The organism is Pseudomonas sp. SK2, assembly GCF_016772395.1.
In the GTDB taxonomy this organism is placed as follows: Bacteria; Pseudomonadota; Gammaproteobacteria; order Pseudomonadales; family Pseudomonadaceae; genus Aquipseudomonas; species Aquipseudomonas taiwanensis.
This window is the reverse complement of record NZ_CP061944.1, coordinates 2,910,515-2,930,954: the sequence shown is the minus strand read 5'-3', so window position 1 is coordinate 2,930,954 and position 20,440 is coordinate 2,910,515. Positions and strand designations below refer to the sequence as shown.

The following is a 20,440-nucleotide window of genomic DNA, read 5'->3' as shown; positions in this document are numbered from 1 at the left end:
TGGGGTTGTTCGGAAGCAGCCTGGACACTTTGGCACTGCGTCTCAACTCGACTGCGCAATATGCCCGTCGGCAATTTCCTCGACAGCCTCGTCCTCGCCCGGCAGCGCTGTGATCACACTGAAGTCACTGACCTCCACCTCGCCACCGCCGTACCCCAGCAAATGGAAAGAAAACGCCTTGCGCTCAGTCGGGTTGTCGAAACCGAACTCCATGTCCAGAGGCTGGTCCGCCGTTACCAGCATTTCTTCAGGTAGCCCCAATGGTACATCCTGCTCTAGCTCTTTGGCTTTGAGCTGAATGTAGGCATTGTGCTGCGGGTCGAGGGAGCGGATCTTGACCCGTACCCTGGTGTGCGAGCCCTCCGGCAGTTCCAGATACTGTGCGCCGATCAGGTTATCGGCCCAGTCGTCGTGTATTCGGGCTTGCAGCGGGATGGCGGACGGACCGCCGAACTGGTAGCGAAGGTTCAGCGGTGTCTGCAGCAAGGACTGGTCGAGCACTCCGGCCAGAGCGCTGATCTGCAGCCCGGTAATCGCATCGCCTGGCCCCAGGTACTTGGCTTGGTCGGCAATGAATCCCTCGCTGGCGTATCGCCGGCAGCGCTGCTGGAAGTCGCACTCGGTGAACACGCCCTTGCCGTCATGGTAGCGAAGCATGCCGTTGGTGTAGGCGATCATCTCGCGGCCACTGTCATAGTCGCGAAACAGCGAGCGCCCGCCGAGGGCGGCGGGAATGGGCAGTGCGAAGTAATCGAGCAACGAAGTGGCTAGGTCGATATGCCCATAGGTGCCGCGGTTCACGCGGGGCAATGCGGCTTGCTCGGGGGCGAGGGTGAGGTTGAAACCCCAGGATGATGCCAGGCGTACTCCGTCGATGCCGTGGGACTCATCGGACGTAACCACTACCAGGGTATCCTTGAGGACACCCTGTTGTTCGAGGCTGTCGAGAAACGCGCCAATGGAATCGTCCAGATAGGCCACTGCCGCCTGCTTGGCGGTATCGTACCGCTCCAGGTACTGCTCGGGCGCCGAGTAGGGCTGGTGCGTGCCCACGGTCAGCAGGGTGAGCATCCACGGCTTGTCCTGTTTGCGTAGCTGGCCCACGTAGTCCAGCGCACCCTCGAAGAAGGCCCGGTCATCCTTGCCCCAGGGGAACTCCAGGTAGTTCCCGTTGCGGAACCATTCCTGGCCATTCACCGAGTCAAAGCCAATGTGCGGCATGATCCGGTCCTTGGCCATGAAACGCAGGCCTGCACCCTGCAAGTAATGGGTGGTGAATCCTGCCTGACGCAGCTGCGCCGGCAGGCAAGCCTGATTGCGCTGTTGCTGCGTCAACAGCTCCATGCCCTTGGGAGTGCCGTTGGCGAGCTTGTCGTAGTCACCACAGAGCATGGCGTACAGGCCGCGAATGGTCTGGTGGGTATGCAGCACGTAATCCGGGGTATTCATGCCGCGCTCTGCCCAGTGGCTGAGCTTGGGCATCAGCTCTTCGTCGAAGCGGCTATTCAGGGCCTGGCGATTAGGCCTGATATAAGCCCCGGGAATACCTTCGAGGGTAATCACCAGCAGGTTGCGCGCCTGGCCGGGCACGCCCAACAGCTTGCGGCCATGCAAGTCGGACTGGGTAAGGCCCGCGCTTGGCAGCGGGGTTACGGGCTGTTGTTCGCCAAACGCATCGAGGGCACGTTGCTGCACGCTTCCGACGCCTGCTGCCAGCAGTTGGTGGGAGAGGTTGTATTGGCGCCATTGGTCGGCGTCCGACGGCGCCAGGTGCTGACCGCTCCAGTGCAGGCCGAACAGCAGCACGGGAATGGCCCAGGCCTTGCGGGGTAAGGGAGTAGCAGGCGAACGGACCCCGAACGATAGGCTCGCCAGCCACCCCAGCAGGCCCAGCGCCAGTGCCCAGGGTAGCCAGGCATGGGCAAGGCCGCCACCGGTGGAGTTTTCCACGAACTGTGGGTCGGTCAGGTAGCCCAGGTCGGCGGCGGTGGGCAGCCGGCCCACTGCACTCACCAGCTCCGCCGAAGTCACCCAGAACCCGGCCCAGGCCAGAAGCACCGGCAGGGCCAGCCACCAGGGGCGGCGATGCAGTGCCAGCACCAGCAGGCTGCCGATCGCGAGGTCCGACAGGTAACCAAAAGCGTTGGACCAACCCAACATGGCGCGCGCGCCCAGTGGGATCACCAGCACCAAGGTCGCCAGGGCGGCAAGACGGGTGCGAGGGTGGCCTAACAGGTCATTCACGAAAACTTTCCTTATTGCCATTAAAACGTCATGTTTCTGTGCTCGATGATAACAGGCCAAGTTCAGGAAAGCGGTCGGTTACAAGGTTGGTTACCAATTGCCGGGCCGGGCAGGCCCGGACAACTCAGAAGTAGTAAGGGAATTTGAGGCTGAAGGAGAAGTCCGGCGCATCATCGGTCAGCCCGATGGACAGGTTCGGTACGATCGTCAGGTTGTTGGTCGCAGCGAATGTCATGCCAATGTTGAAGTTCGCAGCGTTGTAGTCACTGTTGCTGATCGACTGCCAGTCGCCCCCGTCAGGCTTGATCTTGCTCTTGCTCGAGAACTGGTCGGTTACCGAGAACGACATACTCATCTTCTCGTTGAGGGCAAAGGCGATACCGCCGCCGATCTGCCACGAGTCCCCGAGTTTCACGTCCCCGCCAACCTTGGAATTGACCTGCGGGCTGATGTCGCTGAACGAGTCCTGCATGTTGTAGGTGTACTGCAGGCTGGCGAACAACACGGCCGGGTCGAACGTCTTGACCAGCGAGATGCCGGGCGAGATCGACCAGACACCATTGCCGGTCGGCAGGTCTTCCGGAACCGCCAGGTTGTCGTTGCCAGGGCTCTGGATCAGCTTGATGCCATAGGGGTCCTTGCCGGTGGGTGCCTTGACGCGCAGTGTAGCCACGGCGTCCGGCCAGGTTTCGTCTTCGTCGAGGAACTTGTAGGCGATCCCGAAGTTGACGTCGCCGATGGCCGGGTCGCGGGTCACCGTATCATCGGACGTCACCCCAGCGGCACCGCCTGCGCCGCCTGAGGAGTAGGTGGATTCGCGGTAGACGATCGGGACGTTTATATCGAACTGCCAGCGCTGATCCATGTTGTAGCGGGCTGTCAGGTCCAGGGTCCAGTTGTCCGCCTTGATACGGTCGATGTTGATATTGCCCAGGAAAATCGAATCCAGCGCCAGGAATCCGTTGAGGGTAAGGGCGCGGGTGTCGTAATGGGTATAGGTCAGGCCGGTCTCGACGCTGAACTTGCCGCCACCGAAAAAGCCGCTGGCTTCGTCATACAGGTTGGACACGCTTTGCGCGGGCTCGGAATTGTCCTGCAACGATTGTCCGTAGGAACTGCCTGTGGTACCGGGCGCGCCAGAGGCCACGGTCTGGCTGCCCTTGACCCCTTCGGCAGGCGATTTGGTCAGGCGTTTCGGGGCTGGGGCCTGAGGTGCCTCTTCGACCTGGCGCAGTCGTTGCTCCAGCACCATCAATGCGTTCTGTTGTGCTTCATAGCGCTGTTTCAGCGCGATAAGCTCCTGTTTCAGCGCTTCGACCTCCGGGTCGGCCGCAGCCTGGAGCAGAGTGGCCGGTGCCAGGGTACTCAAACAGACGATAGCTCTTAGCGTCAACAAACGGTGCATGGGTTAGCCGTCCCTTCTGACTGACTGCATTCGATGAGACTGAGCGTAGATCAGTATCCGAGGTTTCGAAGGCCTTTGAGCTGGTCCAGGTTGACATTCATCGTGCCGGCCGTGCGAGCACTGTCTCGCATCACGACATTGAGCGACGTCAGGTTGCTGACCCGGTTGCTGGCACCGAGCAATGTCGTGTTCTGCATCAGTCCACCTTGGCCGATGCGCTGGAAGGTGTTGCCCTGGTTGTTATTGGCAACGATGCTCATCTGAACCCCGGTGCCGGAAGCTGACACGTTCAGCGAACCCGCACCGTTGCTGCCGGTCAGCGAGGAGCCGTCAGTCAGGGCTTGACCTTGGGGGCTGCTGGTTGGGGCCTGGTTGCCCTTGGTCACGTTGATGGCGACATTGTTGTGTGCTGTGTTGAAGTCACCCGCGGCACGTACCACCTGGGTCACGCCTTCGGTGGTGTTCAGGCCGCTGCCGCCGGTGACGGTCCCTGTGCCATTGCTCGTGGGTTGGGAGGTGCCGGTGCCTTTTTCGTCGATCATCGACACATAGAACTGCGGCTTGATGGTCGATTGCTGAATCTGCATCGAAGACGTTGCGCCAATCACCTCGCCATTGGCGTTCTGCCAGGTGCTGGTCATGACGATGCCGAAGCTGACGATCCGTCCGGGCATCACGTAGCGGCCACGCAGGTTGGCCAGCTCCTGATCCTTCAGCTCGATGGGTTTGAATGTCTCTGCCTGGGTCGGCAGGGTAGCGGCCAGGCACATCAAGGCCAGCCAGGTAGAAGTTTTCATGGGGAGCTCCCGGAGCGTCTTGCCCATTGATTGCTAGAAGAAGTCGCTTTGGATAAAGCCAAAGTCCATCAACTCAGCGTCCTGCACCGGCGTGAAGTTACTGATGCGGTTCTTGGCGCTCAGCGGCAACGGTGGGTCGAGCAGGATGTTGTTCTTGTCGTATCCCTGGCCAATGACGGCGAAGATGATGCCGTTCCAGCCCTTGAGAAAGTCCTCTACCTTGAAGCGCTTGTGGCCCAGCACCGGATCGCCGATGTAGACCCAACCACGATCGACCTTCTGCATGACCACGAAATGCTTGTAGCCGCGGATGTCCATCAGCACGACCACTGGAATACGGATGCTGTGCAGGGTATCGGGGGCCACCTTGTAACCACGGGCGCGCATGCCGAGGCTTTCCACGTAGCGCTTCATGTCCAGCATCGAGAAACCTTGGACGCGCACCTGGTCGGGGTCGGCATGGGCCAGCATGCCTTCGATGATCTGCTGCTCGTCGACGTCCAGCCAGTAGGCTTGGCGCAGGATGGTCGCCAGGGCCGCGGCGCCGCAACTGAAGTCGGTTTTCTGTTGCACCAGGTCGGCGAACTTGCGTTCGCGGATGCTCTGGATGGGTTTGTAGATGACCGCGCCTCCCGGCAGGACGGACAACGGCATCTGGGCTGCTTCGATCACACTGGCCATGCACAGCAAAAACGCCAAGGCGATAATGCGCATGTTCGACGCCCCCCTTTGATTTCTTGTTAGAAAGAGGCCCCCCGAAGGGGGCCTCCACGCCGCAGTTGCTACATCGAGGTGTTGGAGATGGCCAGCGAGTTGCTTTGCTGGTTGCCCACACCGGCTGCCACGTTGACGCCCAGGTTGCCGCTGCCACCGTTCACCGAGCCACTGAGGGTTGCGGTGTTGGTCACAGGGTTGGCCCAGCCGGTCGGGGTCAGCACTTGGAACGACACGGTGTTGCTCAGTGCGTACTCGCTAGACTCGCTGTAGCTCTTCGAGATGCTGTCCGAAGATTGCGAGGCTTTCTCGCCGGACTTCTCGAAGGCCGAAGCGTTGGCTTTTTCCCACTCCGAGGCTCTCGCTTTTTCGTACGAAGAATCGCGAGACTTCTCGTAGGAGGTGTCGCGAGATTTGTCGTAAGAAGAGTCGCGGGTCCGGTCATACGAAGAGCTATACGACTTGTCGAACGACGAATCGAAGGACTTGTCGAAGGACGACGCGTGGGTTTTGTCACTCGAGGTATCGACGTCTACGTCGAGGTTAGCGCTGAGCGAGCCGTCGAAGCTTTCGCTGCGGGTCCGGGTGAACGGGCCGAAGGACGAGCTGGAGGTTGCATCGGCACTGGCCGAAGCATCCAGCGAGGCGCTGAGCGAAGCACTCGAGGTGGAGCTGGAGCTCGAGTTATGCGAACCACTGGCATTCCAGCTGTTCGAGCCATTGGCAGCCATGTTGTTCGAGCCGCTGGCGCTGCTGCTGCTGGAGCCGCTGGCGTTCATGCTGCTAGAGCCACTGGCGTTGCTGCTGCTGGAGCCGCTGGCGCTGCTGCTCTTCGAACCGCTGGCGCTGCTGCTTTGCGAGCCAGCCACGCTGAAGCTCGAACTGGAGCTCTTGTCGATGTTGGCATCGAACGAGCCGCTGCGCGAGGACGAACCGCTCTTGGAGGTGGTGAAGGTAAGCGTATCCACCCGATAGGTGCGGTCGGCACGGTTGATGACGGTCAGGCCTGGACCGGTCTGCTTGGCAGTGGCAGTGGCAGTGGAGTTACCAATTGGCGCACTGTTGTTGGCAATGGCCATGGTGTTTTTCTGCTGGTTCAGGTCGCCGCCAGCAATGTTGATACCCACGTTACCGCTGCTACCGTCAGCCGAGCCGCTCATGACAGCCGAGCTTTGGGTCGACCAGTTCTTGACGGTGTTGTTGTTGCTGTGTTGATCGACGTTTGCGGTTGCCACGGAGTCGCCGAAGACGAAGCTGTTGTCGATGGCAGAGTTGTCGGACGCGGTGTTGGCGATAGCCGCCGCGTTGTCTTGTTGGTTGCCGTTACCGGCTGCCACGTTGACGCCGACGTTGCCGCTCGCGCCTGCGGCCGAGCTGCTCATTTCTGCTTCGTTGACGGTGCCTTCATTGAGGATGAAGTTGTTGGTGCTTCTTTGGGTGTCGTCAGCTGTGGCAGTAGCGCTGGTGTAGATAGGTTTTGGAGGAGGGTTGTAGTGGCCGTGGTGGCCATGTCCACGCCGATCGTTCTGATCCGCTTGTGCAGCAACAGCCATGACCGCAGCAATTGCGAAAACCAGAGGCTTGAGTGCCATCGAGGGTTTCATGGTGTTTCTCCGTCTTTTTTTTCGGTTAAGTGTTGTTCTTACCTTTTTGGGTCAGTTCGCGACCCGTACGCTCAGGGTGTTTGCCGTCTGGTTTCCCACCCCGGCGCTCTGATTCAACTGAATCACCCCACGGCTACCGGTGAAGGCCTGGTCACCGGTGGTGACCTGGCGATAACCAGGGGAGGTATCGGTTGGATCGGAGCTTTTGATCAGCGCCACGTTCTGCTGCATCAGGACGCTGTCGTCGATACTTTGCGGATGCGCACTGGTGCTGATGCTCAGTGCGTTGGCTTGCTGGGTACTGGCACCTGCGCTCTGGTTGATGCCCAGCGCGCCGCTGCCGTGACTGAAGGCGGTGCCCTGAATGCTGGCTCGGGCATCCATGTTCGGATCGATCACGGATTGAAGGCGTTGTTGGATCTGCGTATTCGCGCTGGCCTGCGGCCCATTGGCAAACGCGCGGGCGTTGACCTGTTGCTGCAGGTCGCCCGCTGCCTGGTTGAGGGAGAAGTTGCCTTGGTACTGCCCGCCGGAGCTGTCGATGGAAGCGTCATTCATCACGGGGGACTGGGCCAAGGTCGATGCACTGCAAAACGCGGCAAGGATGAACAGCGTCTGCCTCATCTCATTTGCCTCCAGTCAGGATCTGCAGCGGTGCAAGACCGCGCTGGACGCTCGAATTGACCATGTTGGAGATGCCATTGCCTGCGCCTGTGCCACGGCCAGCGGCCATGTTGGGAAGCTGGTTCTGGTTGCCGATGGCTCCGCCCAGGTTGTTGGTCTGCTGGTTGACCAGCGAAGAAATACCAGTGCCGCTGGTGATGTTGGCGAAGTCGCCATCACTGAGCTCATTGGTCTGCTTGAGGATGTAGGCAGAGGGGTTGGCGTTGGCGGTGGTAGGGTTGGGGTCTGGCGCCAGCGGCGCGCGGATCGCCATTCGGGGTTGGACATCGCGGGTGATCACGATGATTCCGTTGTCGGCCTGGGCCGGTAGACTGAGGCATGAACCCAGTACGCACCCTATCAGCAGGCGGCGGAAAAGGCCTTTATCGAGTTTCTCCACGGTGGCAATTCCTTCTTTCCGTTCGCTGGCCCGTTATCAGCGTTGCGAGGAAGAGAGCAGGAGCTGTGCCGTTTTTGCTTTTCATAGATAATTCAAGGAATTAGCTTCAATAGCTGAATGCTTCATTATTTAGCTGTATCAGCGACGAGACACGGGGCAGGCCAAGAACAGCTTTTTCTGGTTGTGGCCCTGCCCCAAGCGGCTTTGGCGGGGTTGTATCAGCGGCGTAACACTCACCCCGGCATTTGCGGAAAGCGCGCAAGCACGGGAACCATGGCTTGCCTTGGTGTCTCAGGGGCTTAACACATCACGGGGTTGCGAGCAGTTGGCCGACAGCGTCCAATGCGGCGGCGCTGCGGGTTGGCCAGTCGCCGCCGACGACCTGCCAAACTTGTTCGTGGCGTTGCAGCCAGCCTAGGCTGTCGGCAAAAAAACCTTGGCGCTCACTCAGTTGGGGCTGGCAGCGCTGGCCATCGTCCACCCAGTCGACACCCTCCGGGTCGAGCAACAGATGCAGGTCGTAGTCGCGCTCCAGCAGGGCCTGCTCGATCCAGGCCGGGCAATCGCCAAACAGTGCCCGGCTCCATAACAGGTTGCTGAGCAAGTGGGTATCGAGGATCAACAAACGAGGCTGGCGGGCGCGAGCGTCATCTTCCCACGCCAGTTGCCCGCGGGCGATGGTGGGGATGTCGGCGTAGCAGGTATCGCGGCCCTCCTGGTCGATGAAGTGGCGCACGTATTCCGGCACGACAAGGCCGCCGAAGCGAGCCTGAAGCACTCGACTTAGCCAGCTTTTACCACTGGATTCCGGACCACACAGCACTACGACTTTCATTGCGCCACCAACGCCGGATCACGACGCCACTCCATCCAGCCGCGCACAGCGATGACGGTCAGCACGGCGAAGAATCCAGCAGTGAAGTACAGCTGTTGATGCAGGTATTGACCGACGTACACCACATCGACCACCACCCACAACGGCCAACACTGCAGGCGCTTCTGCGCCATCCATACCTGCGCCACCAAGCTGAAACCGGTCAAGGTGGCGTCCAGCCAGGGTAGGGCAGCATCGGTCCACCGGGCCATCGCCGCGCCCAGCGCCAGGCTCAACACAAGGCCGGCCAACAGGCTGTGACCTACGGCAGGTCCCCCCAGGCGGGACACCTTGCGTGCATCTTCGGCGCGATCCGGGCGCAGCCATTGCCACCAGCCATACAGCTGCAGCGCAGCGTAGGCCACTTGCAGGAGCATGCCCGAGTACAGTTTGACCTCATGGAACAGCCAGGCATAGATCAGCACCATCACCAGGCCAATCGGCCAGCACCAGGCATTTTGTTTGACGGTGAGCCAGACGGCGATTACGCCGAGCACGGCGGCGATGAACTCAAGGCCGGACATCGGCGATCCTTGGAATGGGAGGGGGCGCGATTGTAGCCCGTGGGGGGCGATGAGTGACAAGGCTTTGTGAACCGCTTGGCTGCCGGCTCTGACCGAACAACGAAAGCTCATCGATTCGAAGAAGCTGCGGGGGCGCGGGCGTAGCCTGCGATCGAGGGCATAGCCCTCGCATCAGTCCCTGTCGGGGCCGCCTCGCGGCCCTTCGCAGACGCGGTTCAAACCCTGAATTGACGCAGCAGCTGCTCCAGTTCCTCGCTCAAGCGGGCCAGTGCCTCCCCAGCATCGCTCGACTGGCGGGCAGCGTCGGCGGTCTGCTGTGACAAACCGGCAGTATCCAGCACGTTGCGGTTGATTTCCTCGACGACATGCGACTGCTGCAAGGTGGCACTGGCGATGGAGGCATTGAGTGCGGTGAGGTTGTGCAGCGCGTGGCTGATCGCATCCAGGCTGGTGCCGGCTTCTCGGGCCTGCTGAACCGTCTGGCGGGAGGCCTCGCTGCTGGTGTCGATGGCTTTGACCGCGGCATCCGACTGGCCCTGCAAATGCTCGATCATGGTATGGATTTCCGCGGTCGACTGAGCCGTGCGCTGGGCCAGCAGGCGCACTTCGTCGGCAACCACGGCAAAACCACGGCCTTGTTCGCCCGCGCGGGCTGCCTCGATCGCAGCATTCAGGGCCAGCAGGTTGGTCTGCTCGGCGATCGAGCGGATCACATCGAGTACACCGCCGATCTTGCTGCTGTGCCCGGCCAGTTCCCGGATCACCTGCACGGCCTGATCGATGGTCTGTGACAGGCTGTCGATCTGCTGCAGGCTGCCGTGAATCGCTTGCTGGCCATGCTCCACCTGCTGTTGCGCAGCGCGCATCTCGCCGGCCGCTTGCTCGGCGGTCTTGGCCACGTCCTGCACGGCGTAAGTGACTTCGTTCACGGCAGTCGCCACCTGGTCCATCTGCAGCGACTGCTGGGCGCTGCGCTGTTGCGCGGCTCCAGCATTGTCACCGACTTGTCCTGCGGACTGGGCCAAGGCATGGGCGGCACCTTGCAGTTGGCCGACGACCCCCTGCAATTTGCCGTTGAAGCGGTTGAAATGCTCGCCCAGGTGGGTGATCTCGTCACGGCCGTGGGTGTCCAGACGCCGGGTCAGGTCGCTCTCGCCACTGGCAATGTTGCCCATGGCTTGAACGGCTTCCTGCAGTGGGCGGGCAATGCTCCGGGCAATGAGCATCACCACAAGCGCCATCAACAGGGCGATGCCCAGGCCGACCAGGGTGGCGTCGCGCAACTGACGGGCGAATTCGGCCTGCACATCGTCGACGTACACACCCGAACCGATGATCCAGCCCCAAGGCTTGAACAATTGAATGTAGGAGGTCTTGGCCACCGGATCGGTGGCGCCCGGCTTGGGCCAGCGGTAGTTGACCGGGCCTGCGCCCTGGCTGCGGGCGAGGGCGACCATTTCGTTGAAAACGGCGAAACCGTCTGGGTCTCGGATGGCCGAAAGGTCCTGGCCATCGAGTTTGGGGTTGGCCGGGTGCATGATCATTTTCGGCCCCAGGTCGTTGATCCAGAAGTAGTCATTCTGGTCATAGCGCAGCCCACGCACCACTTGCAGGGCCTGCTGTTGGGCCGCCTCGCGGCTGAGGCTTCCGGCAGCCTCCAGCCCCTGGTAGTAGGCCAGCACACCTGCGGCAGTCTGGACCACATGGCGGGTCTTCTCCGCCTTGGCCTGGTAAAGGTCGCCGTGGATCTGGCGCAGCATCAACAAGCCCAGCACTACCAGCATTGCCACGGCCACCAGCAGTATCAGCCACAAGCGGCGGCTGATCGACATCGACCTCAAGGTCTTCATGAAGGTTACTCCCGCGTTTTTCTTGTTATTCAGGTGCATCCAAACACGCTTTGCCGTCGCCCCCCACTCGACTAATGGCTAAGTGCTAGATCCGGGCTACTCTGCCGCTGTTCAGGCAAGCGATCGCAGAGCGTCTCTGTTAGGATTTCGGCCGCCCAAGATGAAACCTTTAGGCAGCATGAACTTTTCGACTGGCATTGCCACCAACAGTCGCTGTAAAACAGCCGCGCCGCGTGCGGCAAATCACAAGCAAATCAAGAACTAGGGGCCTGCACAGAGCAGTGCTCCACCCGGGGGAACGATGGATTTTTGGACTGCCTTCCAGGCAATCATCTTAGGTGTGGTCGAGGGACTCACGGAGTTTCTGCCGATTTCCAGTACCGGCCACCAGATTATCGTCGCCGACCTGATCGGCTTCGGTGGCGAGCGGGCCATGGCGTTCAACATCATCATCCAGTTGGCGGCGATCCTGGCGGTGGTCTGGGAATTCCGACGCAAGATCCTCGATGTGGTCTTTGGGCTGACCCGCCAGCCCAGCGCGCGACGCTTCACCGGTAACCTGCTGCTGGCCTTCCTGCCTGCGGTGGTGCTCGGTGTGTTGTTCGCCGACCTGATTCATGAATACCTGTTCAACCCGATCACCGTGGCTGCTGCGCTGGTGGTCGGTGGGTTCATCATGCTGTGGGCCGAGCGCCGCGACCACCGCGTCGAGGTCGATCACGTCGACGACATGCGCTGGAGCCATGCGCTGAAAATCGGCTTCATCCAGTGCCTGGCCATGATCCCCGGCACTTCCCGCTCCGGTTCGACCATCATCGGCGGCTTGATCTTCGGTCTGTCGCGCAAGGCCGCTACCGAGTTCTCCTTCTTCCTGGCCATGCCCACCATGGTGGGGGCGGCGGTGTATTCAGGCTACAAGTACCGCGATCTGTTCCAGCCCAGCGACTTGCCAGTCTTCGCCATCGGCTTCGTGACTTCGTTCATTTTCGCCATGATCGCCGTGCGAGGCTTGTTGAAGTTCATCGCCAATCACAGCTATGCAGTGTTCGCCTGGTACCGCATTGCCTTTGGCCTGCTGATTCTGGCCACCTGGCAGTTCGGCTGGGTCGACTGGTCGACGGCGCACGGCTGATATGGCACGCACGCAAGCCAAGGGGCAGTATGGCGCCGCTCGTGAGGAGGGGGTACGCCATGCCCGCTTCAAGCTGCTGGTTTTGGGCGCATTGTGCCTGCTGCCAGGAATTGGCGTGGCCCAGATGGCTTGGGGTGGGCAAGCCTGGTGGCCGCTAGCCGTCTATCCGGCGGCGAGCTTGATCTGCCTGCTGCTGTACTGGCAGGACAAGCACCAGGCGCGCGCCCAAGCCTGGCGTACGCCTGAGAAGGTGTTGCATGTCAGCGAGCTTCTAGGGGGCTGGCCTGGAGCACTGGTGGCCCAACAACTGTTTCGGCACAAGACTCGGAAGGTTTCCTACCAGCTGGTGTTCTGGGGCATCGTGCTGCTGCACCAGGTGTTCTGGGTGGATTACCTGTTCCTGAATCAGCAGCTTTTCTCGTTGTTTTGATGGCGGCGTTGCCGGGGGCTGCTTGCAGCCCTTTCGCGACCCAAGGTCGCTCCTCCAGGGGCGCGTCCTTCTTGAAGTCGTCGCGTTACCTGGAGCCTCGGCTTGCCAGCGATCGGTTCACATCACCAGGCCAACCTGCAGCCGTTTTGGCAGGCGTTTCACCACTAGCTGGTGCGAGCGTTGCAGCAAATCGCACAGCTCATCCCGGCCCATGGGGTAGGGTGGCGCCATGCTGATCCACTTTGCCCGCGCCAGGTAAGGTGCCGGGCGGACGCCGGGTCGGTCGCAGTAGCCCAGAAAGATGTCGTCCGCCACCTTGAACGACAGCCCTGCACCGGCCAGATCCAGCACCGCGAACATCTTGTTACCGGCTACCGAAAACACCCGGACACCGCCCCACTTGTAGTCTTCCCGTGCACCCGGCAAGCCCAGGCAGAAGGTCACGACCTGGTCTTCGGTCATGTGCTGCCTAGACATAACGTTCCCCACAGGCCTCGAACGACGCCGCCAGATGATCGATCCAGGCCCGTACCGCTGGAAGCAGACCCCGCCGGTGAGGGTACACCGCCTGCAGATAGCCACCAGGCAGCGACCAGTCGGGCAGCAGCCTGACCAGTTCGCCTCGTTCAAGCTGTTCCTCACAGAACATGCTTGGCAAGGCCGAGAAGCCGAGCCCGGCGCGGACGGCTGCGCTTCGCACCACGAAGTCGTCGATGGCCAGGCGCGGCTCCAGCGCAATCTCCTGCTGTTGGCCGTTTGGGCCGTGCAGACGAAAGTGCACCAGCCTGTCGGCCTCTGCTGCACCCAGGACTGGCAGGGTGGCCAGTTCGGCGGGGTCGCGAATGTGGTCGGCGAAGCCAGGAGCCGCCACCAGCTGCATCTGTGCCTGGCGCAAACGACGGGTGACCAGCGCAGGGTCCTCATCGCCCAGATCGCGGACCCGTAGGGCCACGTCGATACCCTCGGAAATCAGATCGACCCGGCGGTTGAGCAGCACCATGTCCAGTTGTACCTGAGGGTAGTGCGCCAGAAAACGACTGACCACGTCCGGCAAGAAGGCATGGGCCAAGGCGACCGGGCAGGAAACCCGCAGTCGGCCACGCGGCTCGCTGCTCATGCTCGCCACCACCTCGTCGGCCGCCTCGGCCTCCAGCAGCATGGCCTGGCAATGATGCAGGTACCGTTCGCCCACGGCGGTGAGCTTGAGCTGGCGGGTGGTGCGTTGCAGCAGGCGTGTGCCCAGACGTTCCTCCAGCTCGGCGATGCGTCGCGACAAGCGTGACTTGGGGATGCCCAGCTGGCGTCCTGCCGCCGCGAACCCCCCGGCGTCAACCACGCGGGCGAAGTAAAAGAGGTCATTGAGGTCTTGCATGGTCCTGTCTCACTGTCCTATCCATAGGACAAACTAACGCATTTTTGCCGCCTTATCAGCCATTGGCTGCCCCGGTAGGATTCTCTCCATCGTGATCGCCCACCGCCGCGGTCTTCATTCACAGGAGAGTCCCATGAAACTGTTGCATATCGATTCGAGCATCCTGGGCGACAATTCCGCCTCCCGTCAGCTGAGCCGCGAAGTGGTCGAAGCTTGGAAAGCCGTCGACCCGAGCATCGAAGTGGTCTACCGCGACCTGGCCGCCGACGCCATCGCCCACTTCTCCGCCGCGACCTTGGTTGCAGCCGGTACCCCTGAAGACATGCGCGATGCGGCCCAGGCGTTCGAAGCCAAGCTCAGCGCCGAAACCCTGGAAGAGTTCCTGGCCGCCGACGCTGTGGTGATCGGCGCCCCTATGTACAACTTCACCGTGCCGACCCAGCTCAAAGCCTGGATCGACCGTGTTGCCGTCGCCGGCAAGACCTTCCGCTACACCGAAGCCGGCCCTGAAGGCCTGTGCGGCGACAAGAAAGTGGTCCTGGTATCCACTGCAGGCGGCCTGCACGCCGGCCAAGCGACCGGTGCCGGTCATGAGGACTTCCTCAAAGTGTTCCTCGGCTTCATCGGTATCACCGACCTGGAAATCGTCCGCGCCCACGGCCTGGCCTACGGTCCGGAGCAGCGCAGCAAGGCAATTGACGACGCTCAGGCGCAGATCGCCAACGAGCTGTTCGCCGCCGCGTGATCCGCTGAGGCAATTAGAAAACGGCTGCCACCTGGGGTGTCAGCCGTTTTTTCATTTAGGTTTCATCCGCCCCGGACGATCCTGGATCTATGCTGGCGTCATCCTTTTGCTTCGCAGGGGTGGCGGGCCGATGAGCACCTCCCGAATCTTGTTGGCGCTGGTCCTGCTGGGGGGGCTGCTGCCCCGCGCCGAGGCGCAGCCTTGGAACGTTGGGCTGCACCGCATGACCCTGGACGATCCTGTCGATGCCCGTCCGATGCAGGCCCTGGCGTTCTACCCGTCCACAGGCGAGCCTCGCACCAATCGTATCGACGGCTACCCGATCCAGGTGGCCGAAGAGGCCCCGGTCGCTTTGGGTCAATTTCCCTTGCTGGTACTGTCCCATGGCAACACCGGAAGCCCGCTGGCGCTGCATTACTTGGCAACGGCCCTGGCGCACCAGGGGTTCGTCGTGGTGGCGGTGATTCACCCAGGCGACAACGCCCGCGACCACAGCCGCCTGGGCACCCTGAGCAACCTCTATGGTCGTCCGTTGCAGGTCAGTGCCGCCATCACCGCCGCCCGTGTCGATCGGTTGCTGGGGCCCTACCTGAATGACGGCAAAGTGGGTGTGATTGGCTATTCGGCCGGCGGTGAAACGGCGCTGATTCTGTCGGGCGCGCAGCCAGATCTGGACCGGCTGAGGCGCTACTGCCTGGAGCGCCCAGACGATGCCGATGCCTGCAAGACCCATGGTGTATTGATAGCCGACCGTAGCGAACTGAGCCCCCAGCCAGATACACGGATAGGCGCGGTGATGCTGATGGCACCGCTTAGCCTGATGTTTGGCCGTCACGCCCTGGCTGGCGTAAAGGTGCCGGCATTGATCTTCAGCGGTGACAGCGACCAATTGGTGGCGCTGGACCGGAATGCCGAGGCCCTTGCCCGTAAGCTTCCGCTCACCCCGGATTACCGCTTGTTGGCCGGCGCTGGGCATTTCGTGTTCATGGCCCGCTGCGACGAAGAGCAGCACGCTCGCATGCCAGTGCTGTGCAAGGATGCCGACGGTGTCGACCGCCGGCATATCCATCGCTCGCTAACGCGTGACACTGCTGCATTTTTCAGCCAGGCACTGGGCGCGCCGCTGCCCGCAGGGCGCTCAACCGCCGTTGTTGCGCCGGGCCAGCAGCAGGATCAGGCCCACCCCTGACAGGGCGAGCAGGGCCGCGACGAAAAAGATCGAGGCGTAGCCCAAGTGCACGGCGACCGCGCCCATGACTGGGCCGGCGATGGCCAGGGCCAGGTCGAAGAACACCGCGTAAGCGCCCAGTCCGGCACCTCGGCTGCTGCTGGGCACCTGCTTGATGGCCTCGACCCCCAGCGCCGGATACACCAGTGAAAGCCCGAAGCCGGTCAGGCCCGCCCCCAGCAGTGCCCAGGGCGGCGAAGGGGCGAGCCACAACAGGCCCAAACCGACCACTTCGGTGGCCATGCAGGCGATGGCCACGTTGTAGCCGCCAAAGCGGTTGACCGCGTTGACGAACAGCAGCCGCGAAACGATGAAGCACAGGCCGAATGCGCTCAGGCACCACGCTGCGCCAATCCAGCCACGCTCAAGGTAATAAAGGGTGACGAAGGTGGTCAGGGTGCCATAACCGATCGAGGCCAGTGTCAGCCCCAGGCCGCAGGGCGCGACGCGCCCGAAAGCCGACCAGAACGGTAGGCGTTCACCACGGACCACCACCACATCCGGGCGCTTGCGCAATGCCAGCAAGGCCGACAGCGCAAGCAGCAACAGCGCCGGGCCCAGCACACTGAAGCCAAGGCCGTCCACGGCCAGCACGCCCACCGGCGCACCGATGGCAATGGCGCCGTAGGAGGCGATGCCGTTCCAGGAAATCACCCTGGCCGTATGCTCCGCACCTACCTGGCTGATGCCCCAGCTCAATGTCGCCACCCCAATCAGCCCCTGGGCCACGCCCAGCAGCACCCGTCCAGCCAGCAGCAGCAACAGGCTCAGCACGGGAAGTGCAAGCGTCCAGGCCGACAGCAACGTCAATACCCCGCAGCCGGCAATCCCGAACAGTCCGTAGCCAATGGCACGCTTGCCACCCAAGGTATCGGCCACACGCCCAGCGAAGGGACGGCTGAGGAGGGTGGCCAGGTACTGTAGGCCGATGGTCACCCCGGCGATTACCGCGCCAAAGCCCAATTGGTCATGCACGTAGCCGGGCAGCACCGCAATCGGTAAGCCAATGCAGAGGAAGGCGATGAAGGTGTAGAAAACGATCGACAGGATCTGTAGCGTGAGGTTGGCGCGGGTGCTGGGGGAGGGTTGTTGCGCGGTCATGGGCTCGTTCGCGGGCGGGCGGTGGGCGTGGATTCATCATGGCCGTTGCGCGACGGAAATGAAAGCAGGCTAATGATTATTTGATTGCGAGCCTTGCCCGCTGGGCCGGGGCGCAAAAAAGGGCCGCGGTGCGGCCCTTGTGCGGTCGGCTCAGACTACGACGCCCTGGCTGCGCAGGTAGTCATCGTAGGTGCCGCTGAAGTCCACCACGCCAGTGGGGGTCAGTTCGATGATGCGAGTGGCCAGCGACGACACGAACTCGCGGTCGTGGCTGACGAACAGCAGCGTGCCTGGATAGTTCTCAAGCGCCAGGTTCAGTGCCTCGATCGACTCCATGTCCAGGTGGTTGGTCGGTTCGTCCATGACCAGTACGTTCGGTTTTTGCAGGATCAGTTTGCCGAACAGCATGCGGCCCTGTTCGCCACCGGAAATGACCTTCACCGACTTGAGGATCTCGTCGTTGGAGAACAGCATCCGGCCCAAGGTGCCGCGAATCACCTGCTCGCCGGTGGTCCACTGGCCCATCCAGTCGAACAGGCTCATGTCGTCTTCGAAGTCGTGCGCGTGATCCTGGGCGTAGTAGCCCACTTCGGCGCTGTCGGTCCACTTCACTTCACCCTTGTCCGGGGTCATTTCACCGACCAGGGTACGCAGCAAGGTGGTCTTGCCGATACCGTTCGGACCGATGATCGCCACACGCTCGCCGGCTTCGATCGTGAAACTGAAGTCCTTGAACAGCACCTTGTCGTCGAAAGCTTTCGCCATTTTCTCGACGGTCACGGCCTGGCGGTGCAGCTTCTTGGTCTGCTCGAAGCGGATGAACGGGCTGACACGGCTTGAAGGCTTGACCTCGGCCAACTGGATCTTGTCGATCTGCTTGGCGCGCGAGGTGGCTTGCTTGGCCTTGGAGGCGTTGGCCGAGAAGCGGCTGACGAAGGTCTGCAGTTCAGCGATCTGGGCCTTCTTCTTGGCGTTGTCGGCCAGCAACTGCTCACGGGCCTGGGTGGCGGCGGTCATGTACTCGTCGTAGTTGCCCGGGAACAGGCGCAGTTCACCGTAATCCAGGTCGGCCATATGGGTGCAGACACTGTTGAGGAAGTGCCGGTCGTGGGAAATAATCACCATGGTGCTGTTACGCGCGGTGAGGATGTTCTCCAGCCAGCGGATGGTGTTGATGTCCAGGTGGTTGGTCGGTTCGTCCAGCAGCAGCACGTCCGGATCCGAGAACAGCGCCTGTGCCAGCAGCACGCGCAGCTTCCAACCTGGCGCGACTTCGCTCATCGGTCCAAAGTGCTGTTCCAGCGGAATACCCAGGCCCAGCAGCAGCTCGCCGGCACGGGACTCGGCAGTGTAGCCATCCATTTCAGCGAATTCGGTTTCCAGCTCGGCGACGGCCATGCCGTCCTCCTCGGTCATTTCCGGCAGCGAGTAGATGCGGTCGCGCTCGGCTTTGACTTTCCACAACTGGTTGTGACCCATGATCACGGTGTCGATGACCGTGAACTCTTCATAGGCGAACTGATCCTGGCGCAGCTTGCCCAGACGGGTGTTCGGCTCGAGCATGACCTGACCCGCGGACGGCTCGAGGTCGCCGCCGAGGATTTTCATGAAGGTGGACTTGCCGCAGCCGTTGGCGCCGATCAGGCCGTAGCGGTTGCCGTTGTTGAATTTGACCGAGACGTTTTCGAACAACGGCTTGGAGCCGAATTGCATGGTGATGTTGGCGGTAGAAATCAAGTGCTTGTCCTGCGGGGGTTCCAGAGGTGTATTTAGGCCCTCTAGTCAGTGTTGGGCCAATGCTGGGCCAATTCGACTCGGGGCGGCAGCTTCTCCAGCTCCCTCCAGTCCGAGGAGGAGCTGATCCATTACGCGTAGGTAGAGGGCAACATCTCAACGCTTTGGCCAAGCTGGTTCGTGATGAACGCACGGTTCATCCCAGTCATCAGGCGCATGGTTGCGTAGGTGTGGCGGGTGTCGTACTGCCGACGTTCACGGATGTCCAGCGCTTCGAGCGCCGCTTTGAAGTGGCGGATTGTAACACTTGGTTCGTGGAACCACAGCCTGCTTTTGCCGACCCTCCCTTGCTCCCAACGAAAATCAAGCGCATCATTCACGCAATATAGGGTAGGGGGGTATGTTATGGCCCACATGCAATCCGGAAAAGATGAGTTGCTCAAGCGGGTGAAGCGCATCGCTGGACAAGTACAGGCTATAGAGCGTGCACTGGAGGGCGATGCTGACTGCGCAAAAACCCTGCATCTGGTGGCTGCAACCCGTGGCGCAATCAACGGGCTACTTGATGAGATTGTTGAGGACCATGCCCGTGAGCATGTAGCCAGGGCGGGTCTCACTGATCAAGAGAGGGCGCAAGGTGTGGAAGCGCTCCTGGAAGCCATCCGCCGATACTCAAAGTGAGAAACACATGAGCACGATCGATCCCATTCACAGCCATGATTTCCTGGGTGCTGGACACGATGAAAATGCCAAGCGCACCTTGTGGGTTGTAGCGCTGACCCTTGCCATGATGGTGGGAGAAATAGCTGCCGGATACATCACCGGTTCGATGGCCCTGTTGGCCGATGGTTTTCACATGGCCACTCATGCAGGCGCGCTGGGTATCGCCGTGGCGGCCTATGCGTTTGCCCGCAAGCATTCGCAGAATGCTGCTTATAGTTTTGGAACGGGAAAAGTGGGTGACCTTGGCGGTTTTGCGTCCGCTCTCGTTCTCGGGTTGATCTCCTTGGGCATCGGTGCTGAATCGTTAGTACGCCTTTTCGAACCTGCCCACGTGGAGTTCGAGGCGGCCACGCTCATTGCGGTAATAGGTTTGGTCGTAAACCTTGTCAGCGCCCTCATTCTCGCGGGAGGCAGTCATAAGCATGCGCATCATCATGGACACTCCCATGATCACCACACCCACACGCATGGCGACGACAACAACCTGCGTTCCGCATATATGCACGTGCTGGCGGATGCAGTGACATCTGTCATGGCCATCGTCGCACTGGTGGCTGGCAAGTACCTCGGCTGGGTATGGCTTGATCCGTTGATGGGTATAGTGGGGGCTGTCGTGATTGCGCGCTGGGCGTGGTCGCTCATTCGCGATACTGCAGCCGTGCTACTCGACAAGAGCGATGAGTATATAGCCGAGGAGATCCGTGAATTGCTCAGTCAGTTCGGGACGCTCAAGATTACAGACCTCCATGTCTGGCGAGTGGGGCCGCAGGCGCGAGCAGCCATCGTGAGTGTGCAAGGTTCTGTAGGTCTATCGGTCGATGATGTACGCGCTGCATTGGAGCCTGTTCACCAAGTCACTCATCTCACGGTTGAGTACAGGGCAACAACGTGAAGGCGAAG

The 20,440-nt window shown here is 61.4% G+C and carries 19 protein-coding genes and 3 pseudogenes; 6 read left to right on the top strand and 16 right to left on the bottom strand.

The window, feature by feature from the left end:
* Window positions 1-42: 42 nt before the first annotated feature.
* From IF103_RS13055 to IF103_RS25395, 11 genes and pseudogenes are all read right to left on the bottom strand, one after another.
* Complete coding sequence (locus IF103_RS13055) at window positions 43-2,265, bottom strand: LTA synthase family protein (protein ID WP_502709906.1); 2,223 nt, start codon at window positions 2,263-2,265, stop codon at window positions 43-45.
* Window positions 2,266-2,368: 103 nt separating this feature from the next.
* Complete coding sequence (fapF, locus tag IF103_RS13050) at window positions 2,369-3,649, bottom strand: fibril amyloid transporter FapF (protein ID WP_023380806.1); 1,281 nt, start codon at window positions 3,647-3,649, stop codon at window positions 2,369-2,371.
* A gap of 50 nt (window positions 3,650-3,699) precedes the next feature.
* Window positions 3,700-4,446, bottom strand: a complete 747-nt coding sequence (gene fapE / locus IF103_RS13045) for a fibril amyloid subunit FapE (RefSeq protein WP_027907334.1) — start codon at window positions 4,444-4,446, stop codon at window positions 3,700-3,702.
* A gap of 33 nt (window positions 4,447-4,479) precedes the next feature.
* Window positions 4,480-5,160, bottom strand: coding sequence for a fibril amyloid maturation endopeptidase FapD (gene fapD / locus IF103_RS13040; RefSeq protein ID WP_023380804.1), 681 nt, complete (start codon window positions 5,158-5,160; stop codon window positions 4,480-4,482).
* A gap of 68 nt (window positions 5,161-5,228) precedes the next feature.
* Window positions 5,229-6,764 carry an amyloid-like fimbrin subunit FapC gene (fapC, locus tag IF103_RS13035; RefSeq protein ID WP_023380803.1) on the bottom strand — a complete coding sequence of 512 codons (1,536 nt, stop codon included), beginning with the start codon at window positions 6,762-6,764 and terminating at the stop codon, window positions 5,229-5,231.
* A 51-nt stretch (window positions 6,765-6,815) separates the two neighbouring features.
* The gene (gene fapB / locus IF103_RS13030; protein WP_027907335.1) at window positions 6,816-7,388 is read right to left on the bottom strand and encodes a fibril amyloid subunit FapB; all 573 of its coding nucleotides are present in this window, start codon (window positions 7,386-7,388) and stop codon (window positions 6,816-6,818) included.
* Between the two features lies 1 nt (window position 7,389).
* Window positions 7,390-7,827: a functional amyloid chaperone FapA gene (fapA, locus tag IF103_RS13025; protein WP_027907336.1), complete on the bottom strand. Its 438-nt coding sequence runs from the start codon at window positions 7,825-7,827 to the stop codon at window positions 7,390-7,392.
* Window positions 7,828-8,134: 307 nt separating this feature from the next.
* On the bottom strand, window positions 8,135-8,662 hold the full coding sequence (locus IF103_RS13020; protein WP_027907337.1) for an AAA family ATPase: 528 nt from the start codon (window positions 8,660-8,662) through the stop codon (window positions 8,135-8,137).
* Entirely contained in the window at window positions 8,659-9,225 is a 567-nt protein-coding gene (pnuC, locus tag IF103_RS13015; protein WP_027907338.1) for a nicotinamide riboside transporter PnuC, read from the bottom strand. Before pnuC ends, IF103_RS13020 begins: the two co-directional genes overlap by 4 nt.
* Window positions 9,226-9,440: 215 nt before the next feature.
* Window positions 9,441-10,022 (bottom strand): annotated as a pseudogene (locus IF103_RS25400) (methyl-accepting chemotaxis protein); the annotation flags it as partial.
* Between the two features lie 339 nt (window positions 10,023-10,361).
* A pseudogene (locus IF103_RS25395) lies at window positions 10,362-10,985 on the bottom strand (cache domain-containing protein); the annotation flags it as partial.
* A gap of 391 nt (window positions 10,986-11,376) precedes the next feature.
* Between IF103_RS25395 and IF103_RS13005 the strand changes: the two are divergent.
* Window positions 11,377-12,207 (top strand): undecaprenyl-diphosphate phosphatase, encoded by an 831-nt coding sequence (locus IF103_RS13005; protein ID WP_027907339.1) that lies wholly within the window; start codon window positions 11,377-11,379, stop codon window positions 12,205-12,207.
* A 1-nt stretch (window position 12,208) separates the two neighbouring features.
* Entirely contained in the window at window positions 12,209-12,637 is a 429-nt protein-coding gene (locus tag IF103_RS13000; protein ID WP_027907340.1) for a DUF1294 domain-containing protein, read from the top strand.
* 117 nt (window positions 12,638-12,754) lie between these two features.
* Here IF103_RS13000 and IF103_RS12995 read toward each other — a convergent pair whose 3' ends face one another.
* Both IF103_RS12995 and IF103_RS12990 read right to left on the bottom strand, forming a co-directional pair.
* Window positions 12,755-13,099, bottom strand: a complete 345-nt coding sequence (locus IF103_RS12995) for an MmcQ/YjbR family DNA-binding protein (protein WP_371919407.1) — start codon at window positions 13,097-13,099, stop codon at window positions 12,755-12,757.
* A 7-nt stretch (window positions 13,100-13,106) separates the two neighbouring features.
* Window positions 13,107-14,009, bottom strand: coding sequence for a LysR substrate-binding domain-containing protein (locus tag IF103_RS12990; protein WP_023380794.1), 903 nt, complete (start codon window positions 14,007-14,009; stop codon window positions 13,107-13,109).
* Between the two features lie 133 nt (window positions 14,010-14,142).
* On the opposite strand from IF103_RS12990, the gene IF103_RS12985 reads away from it, so the two are divergent.
* Together IF103_RS12985 and IF103_RS12980 are read left to right on the top strand one after the other, a co-directional pair.
* On the top strand, window positions 14,143-14,754 hold the full coding sequence (locus tag IF103_RS12985) for an FMN-dependent NADH-azoreductase (protein ID WP_023380793.1): 612 nt from the start codon (window positions 14,143-14,145) through the stop codon (window positions 14,752-14,754).
* A 130-nt stretch (window positions 14,755-14,884) separates the two neighbouring features.
* Entirely contained in the window at window positions 14,885-15,943 is a 1,059-nt protein-coding gene (locus IF103_RS12980; protein WP_023380792.1) for an alpha/beta hydrolase family protein, read from the top strand.
* Here IF103_RS12980 and IF103_RS12975 read toward each other — a convergent pair.
* The 3 genes and pseudogenes from IF103_RS12975 to IF103_RS25205 form a co-directional block, all read right to left on the bottom strand.
* Complete coding sequence (locus IF103_RS12975) at window positions 15,893-17,083, bottom strand: MFS transporter (RefSeq protein WP_023380791.1); 1,191 nt, start codon at window positions 17,081-17,083, stop codon at window positions 15,893-15,895. The two genes, IF103_RS12980 and IF103_RS12975, sit on opposite strands and share 51 nt — an antisense overlap.
* Before the next feature lie 150 nt (window positions 17,084-17,233).
* Complete coding sequence (locus tag IF103_RS12970) at window positions 17,234-18,820, bottom strand: ABC-F family ATPase (protein ID WP_023380790.1); 1,587 nt, start codon at window positions 18,818-18,820, stop codon at window positions 17,234-17,236.
* Window positions 18,821-18,861: 41 nt separating this feature from the next.
* Window positions 18,862-19,197: pseudogene (locus IF103_RS25205) on the bottom strand (site-specific integrase).
* A 25-nt stretch (window positions 19,198-19,222) separates the two neighbouring features.
* Here IF103_RS25205 and IF103_RS12965 point away from each other — a divergent pair.
* Entirely contained in the window at window positions 19,223-19,498 is a 276-nt protein-coding gene (locus tag IF103_RS12965) for a metal/formaldehyde-sensitive transcriptional repressor (RefSeq protein ID WP_027907343.1), read from the top strand.
* A gap of 7 nt (window positions 19,499-19,505) precedes the next feature.
* On the top strand, window positions 19,506-20,432 hold the full coding sequence (dmeF, locus tag IF103_RS12960) for a CDF family Co(II)/Ni(II) efflux transporter DmeF (RefSeq protein ID WP_202675380.1): 927 nt from the start codon (window positions 19,506-19,508) through the stop codon (window positions 20,430-20,432).
* Window positions 20,433-20,440: the final 8 nt, after the last annotated feature.